The organism is Duganella sp. sic0402, assembly GCF_019219065.1.
Classification (GTDB): Bacteria; Pseudomonadota; Gammaproteobacteria; order Burkholderiales; family Burkholderiaceae_D; genus Rugamonas.
On record NZ_JAHUWK010000011.1, the window covers coordinates 27,226 to 50,696 of the forward strand.

At 66.9% G+C, this 23,471-nt stretch carries 13 protein-coding genes; 5 read left to right on the forward strand and 8 right to left on the reverse strand.

Annotation, left to right across the window (positions count from 1 at the left end; translation table 11 throughout):
• Positions 1-39: 39 nt before the first annotated feature.
• Genes KW842_RS22095 through KW842_RS22105 form a run of 3 tightly spaced genes read left to right on the forward strand, consistent with a single transcriptional unit; the run spans position 40 to position 14,912 of the window.
• Positions 40-13,095: an Ig-like domain-containing protein gene (locus KW842_RS22095; RefSeq protein ID WP_218306292.1), complete on the forward strand. Its 13,056-nt coding sequence runs from the start codon at positions 40-42 to the stop codon at positions 13,093-13,095.
• Positions 13,096-13,113: 18 nt separating this feature from the next.
• Positions 13,114-13,998 carry a response regulator gene (locus KW842_RS22100; protein WP_373925222.1) on the forward strand — a complete coding sequence of 295 codons (885 nt, stop codon included), beginning with the start codon at positions 13,114-13,116 and terminating at the stop codon, positions 13,996-13,998.
• Positions 13,995-14,912 carry a hypothetical protein gene (locus KW842_RS22105; protein ID WP_218306293.1) on the forward strand — a complete coding sequence of 306 codons (918 nt, stop codon included), beginning with the start codon at positions 13,995-13,997 and terminating at the stop codon, positions 14,910-14,912. The genes KW842_RS22100 and KW842_RS22105 overlap by 4 nt, the downstream gene beginning before the upstream one ends.
• On the opposite strand, the gene prmC is transcribed toward KW842_RS22105, so the two are convergent.
• From prmC to KW842_RS22130, 5 genes are all read right to left on the reverse strand, one after another.
• Positions 14,913-15,725 carry a peptide chain release factor N(5)-glutamine methyltransferase gene (prmC, locus tag KW842_RS22110; protein ID WP_218306294.1) on the reverse strand — a complete coding sequence of 271 codons (813 nt, stop codon included), beginning with the start codon at positions 15,723-15,725 and terminating at the stop codon, positions 14,913-14,915.
• Positions 15,722-16,192 (reverse strand): disulfide bond formation protein B, encoded by a 471-nt coding sequence (locus KW842_RS22115; RefSeq protein ID WP_218306295.1) that lies wholly within the window; start codon positions 16,190-16,192, stop codon positions 15,722-15,724. Before KW842_RS22115 ends, prmC begins: the two co-directional genes overlap by 4 nt.
• Positions 16,193-16,257: 65 nt before the next feature.
• The gene (prfA, locus tag KW842_RS22120) at positions 16,258-17,334 is read right to left on the reverse strand and encodes a peptide chain release factor 1 (RefSeq protein WP_218306296.1); all 1,077 of its coding nucleotides are present in this window, start codon (positions 17,332-17,334) and stop codon (positions 16,258-16,260) included.
• Between the two features lie 75 nt (positions 17,335-17,409).
• Positions 17,410-18,684 carry a glutamyl-tRNA reductase gene (hemA, locus tag KW842_RS22125; protein WP_218306297.1) on the reverse strand — a complete coding sequence of 425 codons (1,275 nt, stop codon included), beginning with the start codon at positions 18,682-18,684 and terminating at the stop codon, positions 17,410-17,412.
• A gap of 98 nt (positions 18,685-18,782) precedes the next feature.
• Positions 18,783-19,472, reverse strand: coding sequence for a response regulator transcription factor (locus tag KW842_RS22130; protein WP_218306298.1), 690 nt, complete (start codon positions 19,470-19,472; stop codon positions 18,783-18,785).
• A 237-nt stretch (positions 19,473-19,709) separates the two neighbouring features.
• Here KW842_RS22130 and KW842_RS22135 point away from each other — a divergent pair, with 237 nt between their 5' ends.
• Entirely contained in the window at positions 19,710-20,225 is a 516-nt protein-coding gene (locus KW842_RS22135) for a hypothetical protein (protein ID WP_218306299.1), read from the forward strand.
• A gap of 14 nt (positions 20,226-20,239) precedes the next feature.
• Here the strand turns inward: KW842_RS22135 and minE are convergent, their stop codons facing one another.
• The 3 genes from minE to minC are packed head-to-tail and all read right to left on the reverse strand — an operon-like array spanning position 20,240 to position 22,118.
• Positions 20,240-20,491 carry a cell division topological specificity factor MinE gene (gene minE, locus KW842_RS22140; protein ID WP_072782712.1) on the reverse strand — a complete coding sequence of 84 codons (252 nt, stop codon included), beginning with the start codon at positions 20,489-20,491 and terminating at the stop codon, positions 20,240-20,242.
• A 2-nt stretch (positions 20,492-20,493) separates the two neighbouring features.
• Entirely contained in the window at positions 20,494-21,309 is an 816-nt protein-coding gene (gene minD, locus KW842_RS22145) for a septum site-determining protein MinD (protein ID WP_218306300.1), read from the reverse strand.
• Between the two features lie 26 nt (positions 21,310-21,335).
• A complete protein-coding gene (gene minC / locus KW842_RS22150) occupies positions 21,336-22,118 on the reverse strand; it encodes a septum site-determining protein MinC (RefSeq protein ID WP_218306447.1) in 783 nt (260 codons plus the stop codon).
• 248 nt (positions 22,119-22,366) lie between these two features.
• Between minC and KW842_RS22155 the strand changes: the two genes are divergently transcribed.
• Positions 22,367-23,275, forward strand: coding sequence for a LysR family transcriptional regulator (locus tag KW842_RS22155; RefSeq protein WP_218306301.1), 909 nt, complete (start codon positions 22,367-22,369; stop codon positions 23,273-23,275).
• Positions 23,276-23,471 lie beyond the last annotated feature (196 nt).

Below are 23,471 nucleotides of genomic sequence, written 5' to 3' on the forward strand. Positions count from 1 at the left end.
CATAATCGGGTAACCCCCGTAAAGATGCGGAGAAGCAATATGAATAAGCAAAACCATCCCTACACGTCGGTGTTGTTCATTGACGCCGGTGTCGCCAATGCGGCCGCGCTGGCAGCCGATGTTGCCGATGATGTGCTGGTCGTAAAACTGGTTTCATGGCGCGATGGCGTCGAGCAGATTGCGAGCGTGCTGCGCCAGTATGAGGGACTGGACAGCGTGCAGATTGTGTCGCATGGCGCGGCGGGTCAATTGCAACTCGGCAAAACGGTGCTGGATGCCAACAATGTGACTGCCTACACCGAAGCATTACGGGAATGGGGCGCCGCCCTGAGCGATAGCGGCGACCTGCTGTTGTATGGCTGCGACGTGGCCGCCGGTGCCACTGGCCTGTCGTTTATCGACAGCCTGGCGCGGTACACCGGCGCCGATGTGGCGGCTTCCACCGACACCACCGGCAGCACGCTGCTGGGCGCCAACTGGGAGCTGGAACGCAGCACCGGCAGCATCGAGGCCGCCAGCGTACTGAACGCGCAGGCGCAACAGGCGTATGACGGCACGCTGGCGCTGGTCAACAACGGCGTCAACGGCACCATCAGCTTCGGCACCAGCAGCAACGTCACCGTGCTCAGCGCCACCGGCCTGGCGCCTGGTGCCGTGGTCAACGCCACCAACATCCTCGGCACCGGCTTCGACCTGTATACCCAGAGCTCGGGCGGCGGCGCCATCACCGTGCTCAACGCCAACGGCGACGTGCTCGGCCTGACCGACGACCGCCTGACAATCAACGGCTCGCTGCTGTCGCCGGCCAGCTATGTCGACCTGCGCGCCAATGCCGGCGTGTTCGACCTGGTCAGCATCAAGATCGGCAGCGGCAACCTGGTCGGCAACCTGCTGGGCAACGTCATCTATAGTGTCTACGCGCTCGATTCCAACTACCAGCCGACCGGCCCCGGCGTCTCGGTGGTCGGTCTGCTGGTCAACGAGTATGGCCTGCTGAACTTCGCTTCGATGGCCAACTTCAAGAGTATCTACGGCTTCCGCATCACCAACCCGCTCGGCTTCGAGATCGGCATCGACGACATCCAGGTCGCCAACGCCCACCTGGCGCCGTCGATCACCAGCTCGTCCTACAACGCCGCCACCGGCGTGCTGACCATCAGCGCCACCGGCATCAACGCCGGCGACGCCATCGATCCGGCCAAGCTGACCCTGACCGGCCAGGGCGGCAGCTACACCCTGACCTCGTCGGTGGTCGGCGCCGCCAGCGCCAGCCAGGTGGTGATCACCCTCAACGCCGCCGACAAGCTGGCCCTCAACGGCCTGCTCAACAACAACGGCGGCGCGGCGGTCGACGGCACCACCTTCAACATCGCCGCTGCCGCCAACTGGGATGGCAACGTCACCGGCGGCCCGGACGCCACCGGCAACCCGGTCACGGTCAGCAACGTCCAGTTACCGACCATCACGGCGGCCAGTTACAACGCCGCCACCAACGTGCTGACCGTCACCGGCACCAACCTGGTTGGCGTGGTGGGCGCGCTCAACGACATCACCGTCTCCAAGCTGACCTTGCGCGGCGAGGGCGGCGCCACCCGCGTGCTGAGCACCAGCGGCAACGTCGAGGTGACCAGCGCCACCTCGTTCACGGTGACCTTGAGCGGCGCCGACGTCGCTGCCGTCACCGCGCTGATGACCAAGAACGGCACCAGCGCGGCCAGCGGCACCGCCTACCAGCTGAGCGCCGGCGACGACTGGAATAGCGTGATCGGCAATGCCAACATTAGCGTCGCCGGGGTCAGCGTGGTGGTCACCAACACGTCCAACATGGCGCCCACCATCAGTGGCGCAGCCGCTGGTGCGGTCGGCGACAATGCCACTCTGCAGCCGTTCAGCGGCGTCACCGTGGCCGACGTCAACGGCGACAACGTCAGCATGACCATCAGCTACAACGGCGCCAACGGCACCCTGAGCGGCGCCGGCCTGTCCGGCAGCGCCGGCAGCTACACGCTGGCCGCCACCACCCCGGCCGCGCTGACGGCCCAGCTCAAGGCGCTGGTGTTCACCCCCACCGCCAACCAGGCTGCCGTCGGCGTTGGCGTTGCCACCACCTTCTCGCTGACCGCCACCGACAGCTTCGGCCTGGCCGGCGCCGTCAACACCACCACCGTGGTCACCGCCACCTCGGTCAACGACGCGCCGGTGTTCGCCGGCACAGCGGCATCCCAGGGCGTAACGGCCGGCGGCACCGTGCGGCCGTTCAGCGCCGTGACGGTGGCCGACGCCGACGTCGGCGCCACCGTCATCGTCACCATCAAGCCCGACAGCGCGGCCAAGGGTGTGTTCACGCCGGCCTCGCTAAGTGCTTCCGGCTTCACCACGACCGACGGCGGCGCCACCTACACCCATGCGGCGGCCGCGCCGGCCGCCGCCCAGGCGGCGCTGCAAGCGCTGGTGTTCCAGAGCACGGCCGGGCTGAACGCCACCACCACCTTCACCGTCACCCTCAACGACGGCAGTGTGATCGTCAGCAATAACGCCACCACCGTGGTTGCGGCCGCGCCAAGCTCGACCACGGCATTGACAGTGGCGTTCTCGGCCGACAGCGGCACCAGCAACGCCGACCTGGTCACCAACGTTGCCGCCCAAACCATCTCCGGCACCCTCAGCGCCGCGCTGGTGGCCGGCGAATCGGTCCAGGTCTCGCTCGATAACGGGGGCAACTGGACCACCGCTAGCGCCGGCGTCGGCGCCACCACCTGGCAGCTGGCCGGCCAGACCCTGGCCAACGGCGTCGGTACCCTGCAAGTGCGCGTCAACAACATCGGCGGCTCCAGCACCCCGCTCAGCGTCGGCTACGAGCTCGACACCAGTGCGCCCACCACCACCGGCGCCAGTGCGGTGTTCTCGGCCGACAGCGGCACCGGCGGCGACCGCATCACCAACATCGCCGCGCAGGACATCAGCGGCACCGTGAGCGCCAACCTGGCAGCCGGCGAACGGGTCGAGGTCTCGCTCAACAACGGCAGCACCTGGGTGGCGGCCAGCATCACCGGCATCAACAGCTGGCAGCTGGCCGGCCAGACCATCAGCGGCAGCAACACGCTGCAGGTGCGCGTGGTCGACGCCGCCGGCAACGCCGGCACCGGCACCGGCTTCGCCTACGCCTACGACAGCAGCGCGCCGAGCGCCACCCTCACCAGCAACGTCGGCACCCTGAAGAGTGGCGAGAGCGCGCTCATCACCATCACCTTCAGCGAGCCCCCGGTCGGCCTGGTACTGGGCGACCTGGTGCCGACCAACGGCAGCCTGGCCAACCTGGTGGCCACCGCCAACCCGCGCGTCTACACGGTCGAGTTCACCCCCGCCGGCGGCTTGGTCGGCGTGGCCGGTGGCGTCGCCCTGACGGCCGGCAGTTATACGGACGCCGCTGGCAACAGCGGCGGCGGCGCCAGTTCGTCGCAGATCTCGATCACCACCGTGGGACCGAGCGTGGCCATCACCAGCGATGCCGCCACCCTCAAGGCCGGCCAGACCGCCACCATCACCTTCACCTTCAGCAGCCTGCCGCAGGGCTTCAGCGAGACTGACGTGGTGGTCAGCGGCGGCAACCTGAGCACACCGACCTACGCCGGCGGCAACGTCTACACCGCCACCTTCACGCCCGGCGCCAATGTCACCGCGCCGGCTTCGATCACCGTCACCGGCGGCAGCTACACCGACCTGCTGGGCAACTCGGGCGGCGCTGGCGCCTCGCCGGTGATCGCGATCGACACCCGGCCGCCGACCTTGGCCATCACCAGCAACCTGACGGCGGTGCACATCGGCGACAGCGCCACCATTACCTTCACCTTCAGCGAGGCGCCGGTCGGCTTCACCGCCGGCGACGTGGTGGTCACCGGCGGCACGCTGGGCGCGTTCGGCCCCACTGCCAATCCGCTGGTGTACACCGCCAGCTTCACGCCGGACGCCAACGTCGCCAGCGGCGCGGCCAGCATCACCGTTGCCGCCAGCACCTACACCGACGCCGCCGGCAACGACGGCCAGGCCGCCCCCAGCCCGTCGATCAGCATCGACACCCTGGCGCCGAGCACCAGCACCACCGTGGTGACCTTCTCGGCCGATACCGGCGACAGCGGCAGCGACCTGATCACCCGCACCGCCGCGCAAACCATCAGCGGCACGCTCGATACCGCGCTGGCCACCGGCGAGGTGGTCCAGGTCTCGCTCGACCACGGCCAGACCTGGGTCAACGCCAGCGCCGCCGCCGGCGCCACCAGCTGGACCCTGGCCGGCCGCACCCTGGTCGGCAGCGACACCCTGCAGGTGCGTGTCAACGACGCCGCCGGCAACCACGGCCCGGTGTTCAGCCACGCCTACACGCTCGACACCACGGCGCCGACTGCCACCGTCAGCAGCAACGCCACCGCCCTCAGCGCCGGCCAGAGCGCCATCCTGACCTTCAGCTTCAGCGAGGCGCCGTACAACTTTACGGCGACCTCGCTGGCGGTGACCGGCGGCACCATCAGCAACCTGGCCGCCAGCGCCAATCCGCTGATCTACACGGCCGTGTTCACGCCGGCCGCCGGCCAGTCCGGCGTGAACGCCTCGGTGGCGGTCAACGCGGGCGGCTACGCAGACCTGGCGGGCAATGGCGGCGCCGCCAGTGCGCCGGTGTCGATCGCCGTCAACAGCGCGCTGCCAACGCTGGTCATCACCAGCAATACCGCCGCGCTCAAGGGCGGCGAGACGGCGCTGATCAGTTTCACCTTCAGCCAGCCGCCGACCGGTTTCACCGTCGCCGACATCAGCACCGCCAACGGCTCCGTGAGCGGCTTCACCGCCACCAGCAATCCGCTGATCTATACGGCGCTGTTCACGCCAACCGCTGGCCTGGCCTCGGGCAGCGCCGGCATCACCGTCGCGGCCAACAGCTACACCGACGCCTTCGGCAACAGCGGCGGTGCCGGCACCAGCCCGCTCATCGCGATTGACACGCTGGCACCCAGCGTGGCCATCACCAGCAGCGTGGCCGCCGTCAAGGGCGGCGAGACGGCGCTGATCAGCTTCACCTTCAGCGAGGCGCCGCTCGGCTTCACCGCTGCCGATGTGGTGACCACCGGCGGTACCCTGGGCGGCTTCACCGCCACCGCCAACCCGCTGGTGTACACGGCGGTGTTCACGCCCACCGCTGGAATCCAGGGCGTCGCCGCCAGCATCAGCATCGCCGGCAACACCTACACCGATGCCGCCGGCAACGCTAACCCGGCCTCGGGACCGTCGCCCACGCTCAGCATCGACACGCTGGCGCCTAGCGCCGTCGCCGCCAGCGTGGCCTTGCTGGTCGACAGCGGTATTCCCGGCGACCTGATCACCCACACCGCCGCCCAGACCATCAGCGGCACCCTCGGCAGCGCGCTCGGCGCCGGCGAGTTCGTCGAGGTCTCGCTCGATAACGGCGTCAACTGGGCCAGCGCCACCGCCGGCGCCGGCAACAGCTGGTCGCTGGCCGGCGCCACCCTGCTGACCGGCAGCAACACGCTGCAGGTGCGCGTGACCGACGCCGCCGGCAACCACGGCAACGCCTACACGCGCGCCTATGTGCTCGACAACACGGCGCCGAGCGTGGCCGTGAGCAGCAGCGCCGTCGCCCTCAAGGCCGGCGAGACGGCCACCATCAGCTTTACCTTCAGCGAGGCGCCTAACGGTTTCACCGACGCCGACCTGGTGGTCACCGGCGGCACCCTGGGGCCGCTCACGGCCACCGCCAACCCGCTGGTCTACACGGCGCTGTTGACGCCGGCGACCGGCGTCAACGGCGGCAGCGCCAGCGTCAGCGTTACCGCTGCCAGCTACACCGATGCCGCCGGCAACCCCGGCGCGGGGGTCACGCTGGCGGCGCTGCCGGTCGACACCCAGGCCCCGACCACCAGCGGCGCCAGCGTGGTGTTCTCGGCCGACAGCGGCGCCGCCGGCGACCTGGTCACCCATGTCGCCGCCCAGGACCTGAGCGGCACCCTGAGCGCCAACCTGGTAGCCGGCGAAACTGTCGAAGTCTCGCTCAACAACGGCGTCACCTGGCTCGCCGCCAGCGCCAGCGTCGGCGCCAACGGCTGGACACTGGCCGGGCAGACCCTCACCACCGGCCCCGGCCATCAGGTGCAGGTGCGCGTCAGCGACGCCGCCGGCAACCACGGCACTGCCTACAGCGCTGCCTACACGCTCGACCAGAGCGCGCCGACGCTGCAGATCAGCAGCGACCGGGCCGTGCTCAACAGCGCCGAGACGGCCACCATCAGCTTCACCTTCAGCGAGGCGCCGACCGCTTTCAACGCCGGCGCCATCAGCGTCGGCGGCGGCATGCTGGGGCCGCTCACGGCCACCGCCAACCCGCTGGTCTACACCGCCGTGTTCACCCCGACCGCCGGCCAGGTGGCCGGCAGCGGCGTCATTACGGTGGCGGCGGGCGCCTACACCGACCTCGCCGGCAACGCCGGCGTGGCCGCCGCCGTGACGCCGATTGCCTACTCGACGGCGACCCCGGGGGTGGCCGTCAGCAGCGACCTGGGCGCACTCAAGGCCGGCCAGACGGCCGTCATCACCTTCAAGCTGAGCGCGCCGTCGAGCGACTTCGTGGTCGGTGACGTTACGGTCAGCGGCGGCACGCTGAGCGGCTTCGGCGCGACCGGCGATCCGCTGGTCTACACCGCCACCTTCATCCCGACCGCCGGGCTGGCGGCCGGCAACGGCACGGTGGTGGTCAACGCCGGCACCTTCTCCAGCGGCGGCAACCTCAACGCCGCCGGCAGCATGACCCCGATCAGCATCGACACGCTGGCGCCGACCCTGGCCATCAGCAGCAGCGCGGCCAGCCTCAACAGCAGCGGCACGGCGCTGATCACCTTCACCTTCAGCGAGGCGCCGGCCGCGTTCAGCCTGGGCGACGTCAGCGTCGGCAACGGCAGCCTGAGCAACCTGGTGCAAACCGCTAACCCGCTGGTCTACACGGCACTGCTGACGCCGGCGGCCAACGTCGCGTCCGGCAACGTCAGCATTGCCGTGGCGCACGGCGCCTATGCCGACCTGGCCGGCAACGCCGGCAACGCCGCCAGCGGGCCCACAATCACCATCGACACGCTGGCGCCGAGCCTGGCGGCCAGCACGGTGCAGTTCCTGGTCGACAGCGGCACCGCCGGCGACCTGATCACCAACGTCAGCGCCCAGACCATCTTCGGCACCCTGAGCGGCACGCCGGCGGCCGGCGACGTGGTCGAGGTCTCGCTCAACAACGGCGTCAGCTGGAGCACCGCCGTGATCACCGGCAACAACTGGTCGCTGGCCAACCAGACCCTGAGCGGCGCCGGCACGCTGCAGGTACGCGTGAGCGACGCCAACGGCAACCACGGCGCCGCCGTCAGCCGCCCCTATGTGTTCGACAACACCGCGCCCACGGTCGCCATCAGCAGCGACAGCGCCACCCTGCGCGCCGGCCAGAGCGCCACCATCAGCTTCACCTTCAGCGAAGCACCGGTCGGTTTCGCGGTGGGCGACCTGATCGTCAGCGGCGGCGGCCTGAGCGGCTTTACCGCCACCGCCAACCCGCTGGTCTACACGGTGGTGCTGACGCCGACGCCGGGCTACAACGGCAGCGCCAGCGTGACCCTCGGCGCCGGCTTGTACAACGACGCCGCCGGCAACCTCGGTGGCGGCGGCAGCTCGCCGTCGATCAGCGTCGACGCGCTGGCGCCGACGCTGGCGATCACCGCCAACGCCAGCGCGCTCAAGGGCGGCGAGAGCGCCACCGTCACCTTCACCTTCAGCGAGGTGCCGGTCGGCTTCACCCTGGCCGACATCAACGCCACCTTCGGCAGCGTGAGCGGCCTGATGGCCACCGCCAATCCGCTGGTGTACAGCGCCACCTTCACGCCGGCCGCCGGCACCAACGGCGCCAACGCCGTGATCAGCGTCGCCAACGGCCTTTACACCGACGCCGCCGGCAACCCCGGCACCGGCACCGGCAGCGCCGCCATCGCGGTCGACACCCAGGCGCCGACCACCCTCAACAGCACGGTGCGGTTCTCGGCCGACTACGGCGCCAGCTCCACCGACCTGGTCACTAACGCCGCCGGCCAGGTCGTCAGCGGTGTGCTGGCCACCGCGCTGAACGCGGGCGAAACGGTGATGGTCTCGCTCGACAACGGCGTCCACTGGCTGGCCGCCACCGCCGTCAGCGCCACCGACTGGCTGCTGCCGCCGCAACTGCTGAGCGGCAGCAACACGCTGCAGGTACGCGTGGCCGACGCTGCCGGCAACCTCGGTCCGCTGTTCTCGGCCGGTTACGTGCTCGACCTGGTGGCGCCCACCATGGTGGTCACCAGCAGCGCCACCGCGCTCAAGTCCGGCGAGTCGGCTACCCTGACCTTCACCTTCAGCGAGGTGCCGACCAACTTCACCAGCGCCAGCGTGGTGGCGTTCAATGGCAACCTGAGCGGCCTCGCGGTCGATCCCGGTAACCCGCTGGTCTACACGGCGACGCTGACGCCGGCGGCCGGGCTGGCCGGCGCAGCGGCCGGCATCACCGTGGCCGCCGGCCAGTACACCGATGTCGCCGGCAATTCCGGCGCCACCGTCGCCTCGCCCCTGATCACGGTCGACACGGCGGCACCGGCACTGCAGATCACCAGCAGCGGCAACAACCTCAAGATCGGCGAGCTGGCCACCATCACCTTCACCTTCAGCGAACTGCCGGTCGGCTTCGTGGTGGGCGACATCAACGTCGCCGGCGGCGTGCTGAGCGGCTTCGGCCTGACCTCCAACCCGCTGGTCTACACCGCCGTGTTCACGCCGACGGTCGGTCTGGCCAACGGCAGCGGCACCATCGAGGTGCTCGGCGGCAGCTACCTGGACGCTGCCGGCAACGCCGGCGTGGCGGCGCTGATGACGCCGATCGCCTTCAGCACGGTGGCGCCGGGCACCAGCGGCACCGGCGTCAGCTTCGACGACGACCGTGGCGCCAGCCACACCGACCTGGTCACCAACGTCGGGCTGCAAGTCGTCAAGGGCACGCTCGACGCGCCGCTGGCGGCGGGCGAGTTCGTCGAGGTCTCGTTCAACAACGGCCTGCTGTGGGTGCCGGCCGGCCCGGACGGCGCGGCCGGCTGGACGCTGGGGCTGCAGGCGCTGGCCGGCAGCGGCACGCTGCAGGTGCGGGTGACCGACGCCGCTGGCAACCACGGCGCCGTCAGCACCAGCGCCTACACCATCGACACGGTGGCGCCGCTGGTGACCATCGGCGCCAGCAGCACCGTGCTCAAGGCCGGCGACACCACCACCCTGACCTTCACCTTCAGCGAGGTGCCGTACGACTTCCAGGCCGGCGACCTGGTGGTGACCGGCGGCAACATCGGCGCCCTGGTCGCCAGCGCTGGCGATCCGCGCGTCTACACCACCGTGTTCACGCCGACGCCGGGCTATAGCGGCGCGGCCGGCGTGACCGTGACGGCCGGCTCCTACATGGACCTGGCCGGCAACCTCGGCCTCGGCTCGGGCGGTTTCGTGCTCAGCGTCGACGCCCAGGCGCCGACCCTGGCCATCACCAGCAGTGTCGCCACGCTCAAGGGCGGCGAGACGGCCTTGATCACCTTTACCTTCAGCGAGATTCCGGTCGGCTTCGCTGCCGGCGATGCCAGCGCCAGCGGCGGCGTCCTGAGCGGCTTCACCGCCACCGCCAACCCGCTGGTGTACACCGCCGTGTTCACGCCGACCGCTGGCACTGCCGCCGGCAGCGCCGTGGTCAGCGTTGCCAACAACGTCTACGGCGACGCCGCCGGCAACAGCGGCGTTGGCGCCAGCTCGGCGCCGATCAGCATCGACACGCTGGCGCCGCTGGCGGCTGCCAGCGGCACGCCGCGCTTCAACGCCGACACCGGCGTCAGCGCCACCGACCTGATCACTACGGTGGCCGCGCAGATCGTCAGCGGCGACCTGACGGCGCCGCTGGCCAACGGCGAAACGGTGGAAGTCTCGTTCAACGACGGCGTCAGCTGGCAGACCGCCACCGTCAACGGCCCCGGTACCGGCTGGTCGCTGGGGCACACGCTGACCGGCAGCGGCGTGCTGCGGGTGCGCGTGGTCGATGCCGCCGGCAACCACAGTGCCGAGACCGCCACGCGGTACGCCTACGACCAGAGTCCGCCGACGGTGGTCATTACCAGCGACATGGCGGTGGCCAACGGCGTCACCCCGGCCGTGATCAGCTTCACCTTCTCCGAGGCGCCGGTCGGCTTCAGCGCGGCCAACATCACGGTCAGCGGCGGGGTGCTGGGCGCGCTCACCGCCACCGCCAATCCGCTGGTGTACACGGCGACCTTTACGCCGACGACGGGGGTGGCCAGCGGCAGCGCCAGCATCACCCTCAGCGGTGGCTACATGGACGTGGCCGGCAACAATGGCGGCGCCGGCAGCATCGCCGCGCTGCAGATCGACACGGTGGCGCCGACCACCAGCGCGGGCGGCGCATCCTTCCTGCACGACACCGGCAGCGCACCCGACGACCTGATCACCAACGATCCGGCGCAAACCGTCAGCGGCACCCTGAGCGCGCCATTGCTGGCCGGCGAGGTGGTGCAGGTCTCGTTCGACGGCGTGGTCTGGCACACGGCCGCTGTCAGCGGCACAGCCTGGGAGCTGGCCGGCCAGACCCTGGCCGGCGCCGGCACCCTGTCGGTGCGGGTGGCTGACGCCGCCGGCAACTTCAATGCCGCCTACTCGGTGCCGTACCACGTCGACACGGTGGCGCCGACAGTGACCGTCAGCAGCAATCTGGCGACGCTGGGCATCGGCCAGAGCGCCATTCTGACCTTCACGCTGAGCGACCCCGGCGTGCTCACCGCCGCCGACATTGCGCTCACTGGCGGCGCCGTGCTGAGCAACTTCAGCGGCAGCGGCACCACCTACACGGCGACCGTGATGCCGCCCGCCAACAGCGTCCGGCCAATCAGCGTCAGTGTCGCCGGCCAGCTGTTCTCCGACACGGCCGGTAATGCCAGCCTGGCATCGACTCCACTGGTGCTGTCGGTCAACACCAATCCGCCACCGGACAATCCTGGCACGCCATCCACCATCGATGGGGTGCAGGTGAATACCACCACCGGCGCCGATGCGCGCACCGGCCTGCCCACGCGCACGGTGTCGGTGCCTACCGTGACCAGTACCCGTGCCGAAGACAACAGCACCGAGCACGCCAACCTGGCCGACATTCCGATCGGCATTGCCGCCAATGGCGGCAATCCGGGCAGCACTCTGGTGGTTAGCGTGCCGGTCGGCGTTGGCTTCGAGGCCAGCGGTCCATCGTCCTTGCTCAGCGGCGTCATGGCGCTGACCGACCTGATCGGCCGTATCGATGACTATACTGCCGCCGGCCAGGCCAACCGCGCGGCCATGGAAGCGCAGGCGCGACAGTTCCTGGCCAGCATGGACAGCGACGATCAACTGCAGCATGCCACGCTCAAGCTGAGCGGTGTGAACGGCATCACCAATACGGCAGTGCTGGTGGATGGTTCCGACATGGTGACATCCGGCGGCGCCAGCGGCGGTCCCTTGCACGACACGCCTGGCGAGGATACGGCGGTGGCGCTGGTGATCGACGCCCGTTCGCTGCCGCTGGGCATCGGATTACAGCTGGACGATGTACAGTTCGCCGCCATCATCGGCGCCGCCAATGTGCTGGGTGGCGCCGGCCAGAACTTCTTCATCGGTGACGGGGAAGCGCAGCGGATTGTGCTGACCACCGGCAATGACAATGACACGCTGTACGGCAATGGCGGCGACGACATCCTCGGCACCGCCGGCGGCAACGACTACCTGGACGGTGGCGATGGCCGCGACTGGCTGGCCGGCGGCGGCGGCAACGATCGCCTGGCCGGCGGCGCCGACGACGATGTGCTGCAAGGCGGCCGCAGCGACGTGGGCCAGTGGCAGTTCTTCCTCAAGGACGGCAAGGTGGTTGGCCAGCATCAGCTGGCGCTGGCCGGCGCCACCAATATGGAAACCGTCACCGCCGCCGAACTGAACGGCAGCCAGCCGCTGCTGGCCTTCGCCGGCGCCAGCACGGCGCGGCTGGAGACGCTGTCGCTGCTGTACCACGCCGCCTTCGAGCGTGCGCCGGATCTGGTCGGCCTGAACTTCTGGGCCGGCCAGAACGGTCTCAGCGCGCAGCAACTGGCGGCAGGCTTCCTGATGGCGCCGGAAGCGGTACAGGGCCTGATGAAGCTGAGCAACCACGACTACGTCGCAACGCTGCTGGAGAATGCGCTGGGCGTCAAGCCGGCCGAATCTGCGCTGACGGTGCTGGTGGCGCGGCTGGATGCGGCCACGCCGGGCGATTTGACGGCGCGCGCCGGCGTACTGGCCGATATCGCCCTGACCGCCGAGCACCGTAGCGCCTGGACCAGCAGCAATGGCATGGCGCTGGGCGGCGAGCTGCTGGCGCAGGAACAGGGCTGGATCGGCAATTCCGGCGATGACCGGCTGGAAGGTGGCGCTGGCTCGGACCGCCTGGTGGGCGGCGATGGCGTCGACACGGTGGTCTACAGCGGCGCAGCGGCCAGCTACTCGCTGGCGCTGAACCGCAATGGCGAGGTGATGATCGGCGAACCGGATGGCGCGCGCGACACCATCCTGCAGATCGAGCGCGGCGAGTTCAACGGCGTGACGCTGGATCTGGGCTTCACCCAGGCCAGCGCCGCCACGCTGCAGGAAATCGGCATGCTGTACCACCTGACGCTGGATCGCGCCGGCGACTTCCCCGGCTTCCAGTTCTGGGTCAACAGTGGCTTGCATGGCAGCACCCTGGCGGCTGGCTTCATGGCCTCGCCGGAGTTCAATCAGCGCTTCGGTAGCTTGAACGATAGCGAGTTCATCACCATGCTGTACCAGCATACTGTGGCCCAGGCGCCGTCCGCGCCGGTGCTGGCGCAGCTGGACGCGTATCTGGACAACCACAGCCGCGCAGATCTGCTGTCCCTGCTGGCCAGCGACGTCACGCTGGTGGGCAGCCAGTATGGCGCGGGCGGCCTGAGCCTGATTGGTAGCTTGTAATTTGCCATTCTGGAGGATGTGAAAACGCTTTTGCTGGATGGCGCAGTTGACAGATCAGGCGAAAACGCGGGCATAATCGGCTGCGTAACCCCTGAATGGGAGTGCGCCATCCTCGCCCTTACCACAACCGAGCAAGCTCGACCGGGTATCCTGATCGTCGATGACGAGCGGGAGGAGTTGCGCTTCCTGACCGATTTGCTGCGGCGCCAGCTATACCATGTGCGCACTGCCAGCGACGGCTCGGAAGGCTACCAGTCGGCGCTGGCCGCGCCGCCGGACCTGATCCTGCTGGATGTGCGCATGCCCGGCATGGACGGATTTGCCGCCTGCCGGCTGCTCAAGGCGAATCCCGCCACCCGCCATATCCCGGTCATTTTCCTCAGCGCGCTGGACGAGCCCGACGAACGCGTGGCCGGGCTGGCCATGGGGGGGGTCGACTTTGTTGCCAAACCCTACCATCCGGCCGAAGTGTTCGCGCGGGTACGCATCCACCTGGAACTGGCTGGGCTGCGCCGCGCCGGGACGCTTCCCGTGTCGGCGCCGGCGCCGCACGATCCGGATGAGGTGGTGGCCAAGGCCGCGATGCGCCTGATCGACGACAACCTGGGCGCGGCGCTGACGCTGGCCAGCATCGCGCGCTCGCTGGGCACGTATGAGAAGCGGCTGTCGCAGGCATTCCGGCGGCACGTCGGCATGACGGTGTTCGGCTATCTGGGCGAGGCGCGCATCCGTCATGGCCGGCATCTGCTCAGCGATACCGACTTGACGGTGCAGCAGATCGCCGAGCAGACCGGCTTCAGCAGCGCGGCCAACTTTGCCACCGCCTTCCGCGAGCAGACCGACACCACCCCCACCGCCTATCGCCAGGCGATGCGCCAGCACACGCCGGAAGCGCTGCCGTGAGCGCTGACGAGCGCGACCCGGTGCGCATCCGCGCCCGCCTGCTGGCGGCGCTGAATCACGACTTGCGCGCGCCGCTGGCGCGGATTGCCACCCAGGTCGGCACCGGCTGGGCCGACCTGGCGATGCTGGAAGGCGAAGCGCGGCGCCAGCTGGAATGGCTGTCCGACTTGCAGGAGTGTGCGCGCTTCGAACTGCAGCCGCCGGAACTGGCTGTGGCGCCGGCCTATCTGCATGCGCTGATGCGGCATGTGCGGCTGGACGGCGCGCTGCCGGCGCTGGCGCTGCTGGATGCGCGCCGCCTGGGACAAGTGCTGGCGCGCTTGCGCTCACACAGCGGCGGCCAGCTGGCGGTGCAGGCGCGGCGCGACGGCGAGGCGGTGCACTTGCAGTTCGTGGCGGGCGAGGCGGATGGCGCATGGTGCGACGTCAGCGCCTCGCTGGCCGACGAACGCATCCTGCCTGGGGTGATGCTGGCGGCGCACCTGGTGCGCGCCATGGGCGGCCGTTTGCAGCAGAGCGGCGACGGCTTGCGCTTCGAGATGCTCGCGCCGCTGGCGGAGGAGCAGGACGCGATGCCGCCGACCCCGCATTTCGACTGGCCCGAACCGTTTGGCGCCGGCCACGCGGTGCTGCTGCTGGAGCCGCATCAGCCTATGCAGGACTACCTGAGCGAGATTCTGGAGAGCGCCGAATTCGATGTGCAATATGCGCCGGAAGACCGCGAACCGGCGCTGATCCTGTGCGCCAATGAAAGCGTGTGGGACATCTGGCCGCGCGAGGAGGCGCCGCCGGTGCTGCTGCACACGCTGCTGCCGCCGGAGCGGCCGGCCGATTTCATCGAGGTGCTGTACAAGCCGGCGCCGCCGGCAATGCTGCTGGCGGCCTTGCGGCGGCGGCTGGAAATCCGGCTGTGATCAGCCGGTTTTTCCACCGCTGACGCGTTCGATGCCGGCCAGGTCGCGCCAGCTCTGCACCTCCGCGTAGCCTGCTGCGCTGAGCAGCGCGCGCACTTGTTCCGCCTGGTCGTAGCCATGTTCCATCAGCAGCCAGCCTTGCGGCTTGAGGTGGGCCGGCGCACCGGCGATGATGATGCGCAGCGCCGACAGGCCGTCGGCGTGGTCGGTCAGCGCGCCCACCGGTTCGTAGCGCAGGTCGCCTTCGGACAAGTGATGGTCGCCGCTGGCGATATAGGGCGGATTGGCGGCGATCACGTCGAAGCGCGGCGCATCGGCCAGCGCCGTGTACCAGTCGCTGCGCAGGAAGCTGACGCGGGCCTGGTTGGTGTCGGCGTTGCGCTGCGCGACTGCCAGCGCCGCATCGCTGACATCGAGCGCGGTGACGTCGGCGTCGGCGCGGTTGTGCGCCACCGAGACGGCGATGGCGCCGCTGCCGGTGCCCATGTCCAGCACCCGGCCGCGCACCGGCGTACGCTCCAGCGTCAGCTCGACCAGCAGTTCGGTGTCGGGACGCGGTATCAGCACCGCGCTGCTGACTTCGAACGGCAGGCCGAAGAATTCGCGCTGGCCGACGATGTAGGCGATCGGCTCGCCGTCCAGGCGGCGCTGCACCAGCGCGCTGTAGCGCTGCAGTTCCCCATCGCTCAGCACGCGTTCGGACTGGGTGATCAGGGCGATGCGGTTGATGCCCAGCGCGTAACACAGCAGTACGCGGTTATCCAGCGCGTCCAGCTGGCTGTGCTGTTGCAGCGCACCGATGGTAGGGTTCATCGCGTGCGGCGGATCAGCAGCCAGCCCAGCGCCAGCGTGAACAGGCCGAACCACAGGAACGACCATTGCGGAATCGACAGCCCGAACCATGGCGCCAGCGCGTCTTCGCACAGGCCGTCCGCCTTGAACAGGAAGGGCAGGTAGGTGGCGGTCGGGATTTTGTTGAGGAAGGTTTCCATCGGGTCGATGCCGCACGACAGGCCGGGATGGGCCAGCACCCACAGGTGTTTGCCAGCAGTGCCCAGGCCGCCCAGCGCGGCCAGCAGGCTGACGCTGGCCAGCGCCTTCGGCTTGCTGGTATAGGCGCCGATCAGGGCGAACACGCCGATGGCGATGAACAGGTAGCGCTGGATCACGCACAGCGGGCAGGGCAGCATGTCCATGCCGTGCTGCAGGTACAGGGCGACGCCGATCAGGCCGAACGCGGCGATGGCAATGGACAGCAGCAGGGAGCGGGTATGTATCATGAGAGTATCCTGGGATGAATCGGGGCATTCTCGCACAAAGTTGCCATTTCAGCCTTAGCGCCGTCTTAATCGCCCAGCGCGGCCAGCAGCTCGGCCTGGTGTTCGGCGATCAGCGCGTTGGTCATCTCGGCCAGGTCGCCGTCCATGATGAAGTCCAGCTTGTACAAGGTCAGGTTGATGCGGTGATCGGTCATGCGCCCCTGCGGGTAGTTGTAGGTGCGGATGCGTTCGCTGCGGTCGCCGGAACCGATCAGGCTCTTGCGGGTGGCCGCTTCCTTGGCCTGCGCCTCGCGCAGCTGCACGTCCTTGATGCGGGTGGCCAGCACCTTCATCGCCTGCGCCTTGTTCTTGTGCTGCGAGCGGTCGTCCTGGCACTCGACCACGATGCCGGTCGGCAGGTGGGTGATGCGGACTGCGGAGTCGGTCTTGTTGATGTGCTGGCCGCCGGCGCCCGATGCACGGTAGGTGTCAATGCGCAGCTCGGACGGATTGATGTTGACGTCCTCTACCTCATCCGCCTCCGGCATCACCGCCACCGTGCAGGCCGAGGTGTGGATGCGGCCCTGGGTTTCGGTGGCCGGCACGCGCTGCACGCGGTGGCCGCCCGATTCAAACTTCAGCTTCGAGTAGACGCCGTTGCCAACCAGGCGCACGATGACCTCGCGGTAGCCGCCCAGGTCGGACGCCGACTCGGACACCATCTCCACCTGCCAGCGGTTGCGTTCGGCGAAGCGGGTGTACATGCGCAGCAGGTCGCCGGCGAACAGCGCCGATTCATCGCCGCCGGTGCCGGCACGGATTTCCAGGAAGATGTTGCGCTCGTCGTTGGCGTCCTTCGGCAGCAGCATTTTTTGCAGGTCGAGATCGAGTTCGGCGGTGCGCGCCTTGGCGGCCTCGATTTCTTCCTGGGCGAATTCCTTCATGTCCGGATCGGCCAGCATCTCCTCGGCGGCGGCGATGTCGCCCAGCGCTTCCTGGTAAGACTTGTAGACTGCCACCAGCGGGCCGATCTCGGCGTGCTCGCGGGTCATCTTGCGGTAGCTGTCCATATTATCGGTAGCGCCTTCGGACATCAGCAATTCATCGAGTTCGACCAGGCGGTTTGCCAGTTGATCGAGCTTGGCCAGCATGGATGGTTTCATAGCGTATTTCGTAGAGGGGTGTTGCGGGCGCCGCGCAGCTGGCGGCGATGGGAAGACAGCGAGGGATGCGGCGCGCTAACGGCGGCCGCGGAACATCTGCGGCAGGATCTCTGCCAGTTGCGCGCGTTCGTCGCCGTGGGCGTGGCGCAGCGCCTGTTGCGGACCGTGCATGAACTTGGCGGTCAGGCCTTTGGACAGGGCTTCCAGCACGGTGTCGATATCTTCGCCCTTGGCCAGCATCTTGCGGGCGCGCTCCAGTTCCATCAGGCGCAGCGCCTCGCTGTTTTCATGCAGGCTTTGAATGACCGGCACCACCGCGCGGTCGTCTACCCAGTGCATGAACGATTGCACGCGGGTTTCGATGATGGCTTCGGCTTGCGCCACGGCGGCCTGGCGGTTTTCCAGGCCGGTCTGCACCACTTTGCCGAGGTCGTCGACGGTGTACAGGAAGGCGTCGTTGAGGCGCGCCACTTCCGGCTCGATATCGCGCGGCACGGCCAGGTCGACCATGAACATCGGCTTGTGGCGGCGCGCCTTGATGGCCCGCTCCACCATGCCAAGGCCGATCAGCGGCAGCGACGAGGCGGTGCAGGAAATCACGATGTCATACTGGTGCAGCTTGTCCTGCAAATCGGCCAGGCGGATGGCGCGGCCGCCGAAGCGGTGCGCCAGCACTTCGCCGCGTTCCAGTGTGCGGTTGGCGATGGTGATGGTTTTTGGATTTTGCGCCGCGAAGTGGGTGGCGCACAGCTCGATCATTTCGCCAGCGCCGATGAACAGCACGTTCTGCTCGGCGATCTTGTCGAAGATGCGCTGCGACAGGCGTACCGCAGCGGCCGCCATCGACACGCTGTGCGCGCCGATCTCGGTGGTGCTGCGCACTTCCTTGGCGACCGAGAACGAGCGCTGGAACAGCTGGTGCAGATAGGTGCCGAGGCCGCCCGCTTCATCGGCGGTGCGGATCGCGTCCTTGATCTGGCCGAGGATCTGGGTTTCGCCCAGCACCATCGAGTCCAGCCCGGAGGCGACGCGGAAGGTGTGGCGCACGGCGTCGTGCTGCGGCAGCATGTACAGGTGCGGCCGCAGTTCGCTGTAATTGAGTTTGTGGAAATCAGCCAGGAAATGCGCGCCGGCGTCGAGCGGATCCGGCACATGGCTGGCGGCGTACAACTCGGTGCGGTTGCAGGTCGACAGGATGGCCGCTTCGTCGGAACCACGATGGTCGATGCGCTCGAACCACGAACGCGCCGCCATCACCGCCTGGCCCAGTTGGTCAGGGGCGAACGCCAGCTGCTCGCGTAGCGAGACCGGGGCGGTGGTGTGATTGAGGCCGACGGCAAGCAACTGCATTTCGGGTCCAGGCTGGTAAATATGCGGACATTATACCCCTACTGCCAGTATGTTGCCCGCAGGACTGCCTAATGCTATAGCAGTTTAGTCGGCTACTATCAAGCGCCGAGTTTTTCCAAGCGGTAACCGTAGCTATAGACCGGTACCAGGCGGAAGCCGTTTTCTGGCTTTAATTGCAATTTGTTGCGGACCCGCGAAACGTGGGTGTCCATGGTGCGCGATGGCACGACGGTTTCGCGTATCCATACCGCCTCATGAATGTAGGCGCGCGACAGCGGACGGCCAATGTTGCGGAAAAATAACAGCGCCAGGTAGAACTCTTTGTGGGTCACATCCAGCACGATGCCGTCCATCAGCAGGCGGCCGGGGCGCGTTTCGAAGATGTACTGGCCGAATTGCAGCTGTTCGGCGCCGTTTTGCGCTGGATAGGCGCGGCGCAGCAGCGCTTGCACGCGCGCCACCATCTCGCTGCGGCGCAGCGGCTTGATCATGTAGTCGTCGGCGCCGGCGGCCAGGCCGGCCACGATATCGTCTTCGCCGGAACTGGTGGTGAGGAACAGCACCGGCGCGTTGTCCGGCAGCTTCTCCTTGGCGCGGCGCAGCACTTCGGCACCACCCAGATCCACCACCTGCCAGTCGAGTATCAGCATGTCGTAGCTGTCCTTGCGCAATTGCGCCAGCACGTCTTTGGCGGTCTGGAAGCTGTGGCAGATATGGCCAGCCGAAGTCAGCACCTGGCAAATCAGCTCAGCCTGGCTGCGGTCGTTGTCGAGTACGGCAATTCTCATGCTCTTGCCTGTGGGGAAATGTTAAGGAGAAGTCACCGTAAATATAACAGAGATTCACAAATAAATTAGCAAAAAGGCTAAAAATATTTTTTATGGACACTATCAGTGATTTCTTGGCAATGCTTGTTTTCCACTGAGACGGGCCCTATATGGATTACACGGTACACTGGAAAAACCGCGAATTCAATGCAGAAGTTGAAAAATGGCAAGAACACCCAGCGCGTGCAAGGAGGCGGCATGAGCAGCAAAAAAGACACACATTGGACGCTGTTGCCGGCCTCGGCTAGCGATATTGCCTCTGTACGGGAACGCTGCCGCCAGCTGGTGCGGCGGCGCGCGATGGTGTCCGCCGGCATGGCCGCAGTGCCCATTCCGGGCTTGGATATCGTGTCCGACCTGCGCCTGTTTTCGTTGTTAATTGACGATATCAATAAGGAATTCGGTCTTTCCGAACAGCAAATTGAGCGCTTGCAGCCGAAATTCCGCCTGATTGCTTATGAAGCGGCGATCGGCGTGGGCGGCATGCTGGTGGGGAAACTGGTGACGCGGGAGGTGGTGATGCAGCTGTTGCGCCGCACTGGTTTCAAGACGGTGGCGCGGCAGGCGGGCAAGCTGGTGCCGCTGGCCGGGCAGCTGGCCTCCGCCGGGATCGGCTTTTATGCGTTTCGCCAGATTGGCTATCAGCATGTGGAGGCCTGCGCCAAGGTGGCGCAGGAGTTGATCGCGGCGGGCGTGCATCGCCAGCCGGCCTGACGCTTAATCAGGCGTCAAGCGTCAGGCAGTACCACGTTGACGTCGAGGACTTCCAGGTTGCCCTGGCGGTCCAGCGAAATCTTGATGTCGTCGGCGTTGACCTTGGTGTACTTGGAAATCACTTCGATCAGTTCCTTGTGCAGCGCCGGCAGGAAGTCCGGACCGGCGCGGCCGCTGCGCTCGCGCGCGATGATGATCTGCAAGCGTTCCTTGGCCGCGGTCGCGGTTTTCGGCTTGGGTGGAAACAGGAAAGAAAGCAGTGCCATGATTACTTGCTCCCGAAGATACGCTGCAACAGGCCGGGCTTTTCATAGGTGGTAAAGCGCAGCGGCAGTTCCTGGCCGAGGAAGCGCGACACCACGTCTTCATAGGCTTCCGCAACATCGGTGCCTTTGAAGTGAATCGCCGGGTTACCCTGGTTCGAAGCATGCAGCACCTGTTCCGACTCCGGAATGATGCCGACCAATGGAATGCGCAGAATTTCCTGCACGTCTACGTACGACAGCATCTCGTCCGCTTCCACGCGTTTCGGCGAGTAGCGGGTGATCAGCAGGTGTTCCTTGACTGGCTCGCCGCCGGTCTGGGCGCGGCGCGACTTGGCCTGGATGATGCCGAGGATACGGTCCGAATCGCGCACCGACGATACTTCAGGGTTGGTGACGATGATGGCTTCATCGGCAAAGGTCAGCGCCATCAGCGCGCCGTGCTCGATGCCGGCCGGCGAATCGCAGATGATGAACTCGAAGCCCATGTTGATCAGCTCGTGCAGCACGACTTCCACACCGTCTTCCGACAGCGCATCCTTGTCGCGCGTCTGCGAGGCCGGCAGGATGAACAGGTTGTCGCAGTGCTTGTCCTTGATCAGCGCCTGGGTCAGCGTTGCTTCTTTATTGATCACATTGATCAGGTCGTACACCACGCGGCGTTCGCAACCCATGATCAGGTCGAGATTGCGCAGGCCGACGTCGAAGTCGATGACTGCCGTCTTGTGGCCGCGCATGGCCAGGCCAGTGGAGAAACTGGCGCTGGAGGTGGTTTTACCTACACCGCCCTTGCCGGACGTTACAACAATAATTCTTGCCACGAATAATCCTTTTCAGAGTGGTGTGCTTAAGCGCGGTTTGCAGTATTGACAGATGATATATCGATTCTGTCACCAACCAGGCGAATTTGCGTCGGCGCGCGTGCATATTCGGCCGGGAAGCCGTCTTCAAACGTGCTGTAGACGCCGGCGATGGAGACCAGTTCCGGCGCCATGTTCAATGCAAAAATACGCGCTTGGGCATTGCCCGAGGCGCCAGCCAGTGCACGGCCGTTGAGCGTGTTGTACACATGGATGCTGCCGTCGGCGATGATTTCGGCGCCGTTGTTGACCACGGCGGTAACCACCAGGTCGCAGCCGCGCGCGTAAATGCGCTGGCCGGCGCGCACCGGAGTGTCGATGATCATCACGTCGGTGCCGTTGCTGGCGGCGGCCGGCGGCTGGGCCTGGGCGGCGGCGACTGCCACCGGCGTAGCGGCTGGCGTTGGCGCCGGCCTGGCTGCGCCAGGCGCTTCCTCTTTCGGCTTGGCGCTGGCGGTTTCCAGGCTCAGGCCGTGGGCGGCGATGGCGGCCGCCATTTCCGGCGGCGCGTTGCGCACGGCAACCGGATTCAAACGGTATTTTTTCAGCAGGGCGATCAGGCCGCCCCAATCGACCGGATCGCCGCCGGCCGGCAGTGCGGCCACGTCGATCACGGTCAGGTCGTCTTCGAAAAAGTCGGCGGTGCCGCCGGTCATTTCAGCCAGCGCGGCGTCGAGAGCGATGCGGTCTGCCGTGGCCAGGATGGCGGAAACGGCGACGACGGTGGAAATCTTTATTTCTATGGGCTTTTGAAACAGGCTCTTGGACATGGGCGACAGTATCAGGGTTAACTTGCGCGCATGCGCAGGCATCAGCATTCTACTGTGGAAAATCAGGAAAGGGGAGGCCCGGCAAGCGTGCGGGCGCGTAAACAGGCGGTCTGAGCAGGCGGCCTGAGCAGGTTTAAGGGAGTTGCGCTGTCATCCGCATTTCATATTGATGCGCTACAGTGTGCGGCAGCCGGTCTATCATTAAAATGAAAGATTTCTCGTCTTCAGATGAAAACAAGTAATACATAATGCTCGAAATCCGTCATCTACGCACTTTGAGCGCACTGCGCTCGGCCGGCAGCCTGGTCCGCGCCGCACAACTGCTCAACCTGACGCAGTCCGCCCTGTCGCATCAGATCAAATTGCTGGAAGACCGCTACGGCGCGCCGCTGTTTGAGCGCAAATCGGTGCCGATCGGCTTTACCGCCACCGGCGCCCGGCTGCTCAAGCTGGCCGACCTGCTGTTGCCGGAAATCGAAACCGCCGAGCGCGAAGTGGCGCGCCTGAGCCAGGGCGACACCGGCCAGCTGCGGGTGGTGCTGGAATGCCATACCTGCTTCGACTGGCTGATGCCGGTGCTGGACGAATTCCGCAAGCGCTGGCCGGAAGTGGAGATCGACCTGGTGTCGGGCTTCCATAGCGCGCCGGCAGATTTGCTGCATAGCGGCGAAGCGGACCTGGTGATTGGCTCGCCGTGCGGACCGGAGTACGCCAGCTTCCCGCTGTTCCGCTACGAAAACCTGGTGGTGATGGCACAGAAGCACCGCCTGGCCGCACAGCGCCGCCTGCAGGCTGCCGATTTCGAAGGCGAAACCCTGATTACCTACCCGGTGCCGGAACAGCGGGTCGACCTGATCCGCGAAGTGCTGCAACCGGCCCACATCCGCTACCAGCGCCGCACCGCCGAGCTGACGGTGGCGGTGCTGCAGCTGGTCGCCAGCCGCCGAGGGATTGCCGCGCTGCCCAACTGGGCCATCAAGAACTATGTCGAGTACGACTATGTGATCGCGCGCCCGGTCGGCGAGCAGGGCCTGTGGAGTGACCTGTTCGTCTCGGTGCCCGAAGTGCAGCGGCACAAGGCCTATGTGCTGGACTTCGTCAATGTGATACGTGCGCAATGCGCGGCGTCACTGGACGGTATCAAATTATTATCTTGAAAAAAAATTATTGTTTCTTCAAAATACAAGATAAGTGATTTGATGCATATCAAGGTAGGCGTTGAAACCGGCGCATACGATAAATAGCCCCTCGCGCGACGGAGTTCTCGCGGCAGCGCAGCATTGAAACCTGCCACGCCTTCCATGGGGACGGCGTATGATGAAAGCTTGCGTTTTCGCTCAAGTTTCGCTCAAC

Bases quoted from the DNA above. Each gene is read 5' to 3' on its own strand.
- KW842_RS22095 (WP_218306292.1), top strand. From the start codon at position 40: ATGAATAAGCAAAACCATCCCTACACGTCGGTGTTGTTCATTGACGCC.
- prmC (WP_218306294.1), bottom strand. From the start codon at position 15,725: ATGAACCCTACCATCGGTGCGCTGCAACAGCACAGCCAGCTGGACGCG.
- KW842_RS22115 (WP_218306295.1), bottom strand. From the start codon at position 16,192: ATGATACATACCCGCTCCCTGCTGCTGTCCATTGCCATCGCCGCGTTC.
- prfA (WP_218306296.1), bottom strand. From the start codon at position 17,334: ATGAAACCATCCATGCTGGCCAAGCTCGATCAACTGGCAAACCGCCTG.
- hemA (WP_218306297.1), bottom strand. From the start codon at position 18,684: ATGCAGTTGCTTGCCGTCGGCCTCAATCACACCACCGCCCCGGTCTCG.
- KW842_RS22130 (WP_218306298.1), bottom strand. From the start codon at position 19,472: ATGAGAATTGCCGTACTCGACAACGACCGCAGCCAGGCTGAGCTGATT.
- KW842_RS22135 (WP_218306299.1), top strand. From the start codon at position 19,710: ATGAGCAGCAAAAAAGACACACATTGGACGCTGTTGCCGGCCTCGGCT.
- minE (WP_072782712.1), bottom strand. From the start codon at position 20,491: ATGGCACTGCTTTCTTTCCTGTTTCCACCCAAGCCGAAAACCGCGACC.
- minC (WP_218306447.1), bottom strand. From the start codon at position 22,118: ATGTCCAAGAGCCTGTTTCAAAAGCCCATAGAAATAAAGATTTCCACC.
- KW842_RS22155 (WP_218306301.1), top strand. From the start codon at position 22,367: ATGCTCGAAATCCGTCATCTACGCACTTTGAGCGCACTGCGCTCGGCC.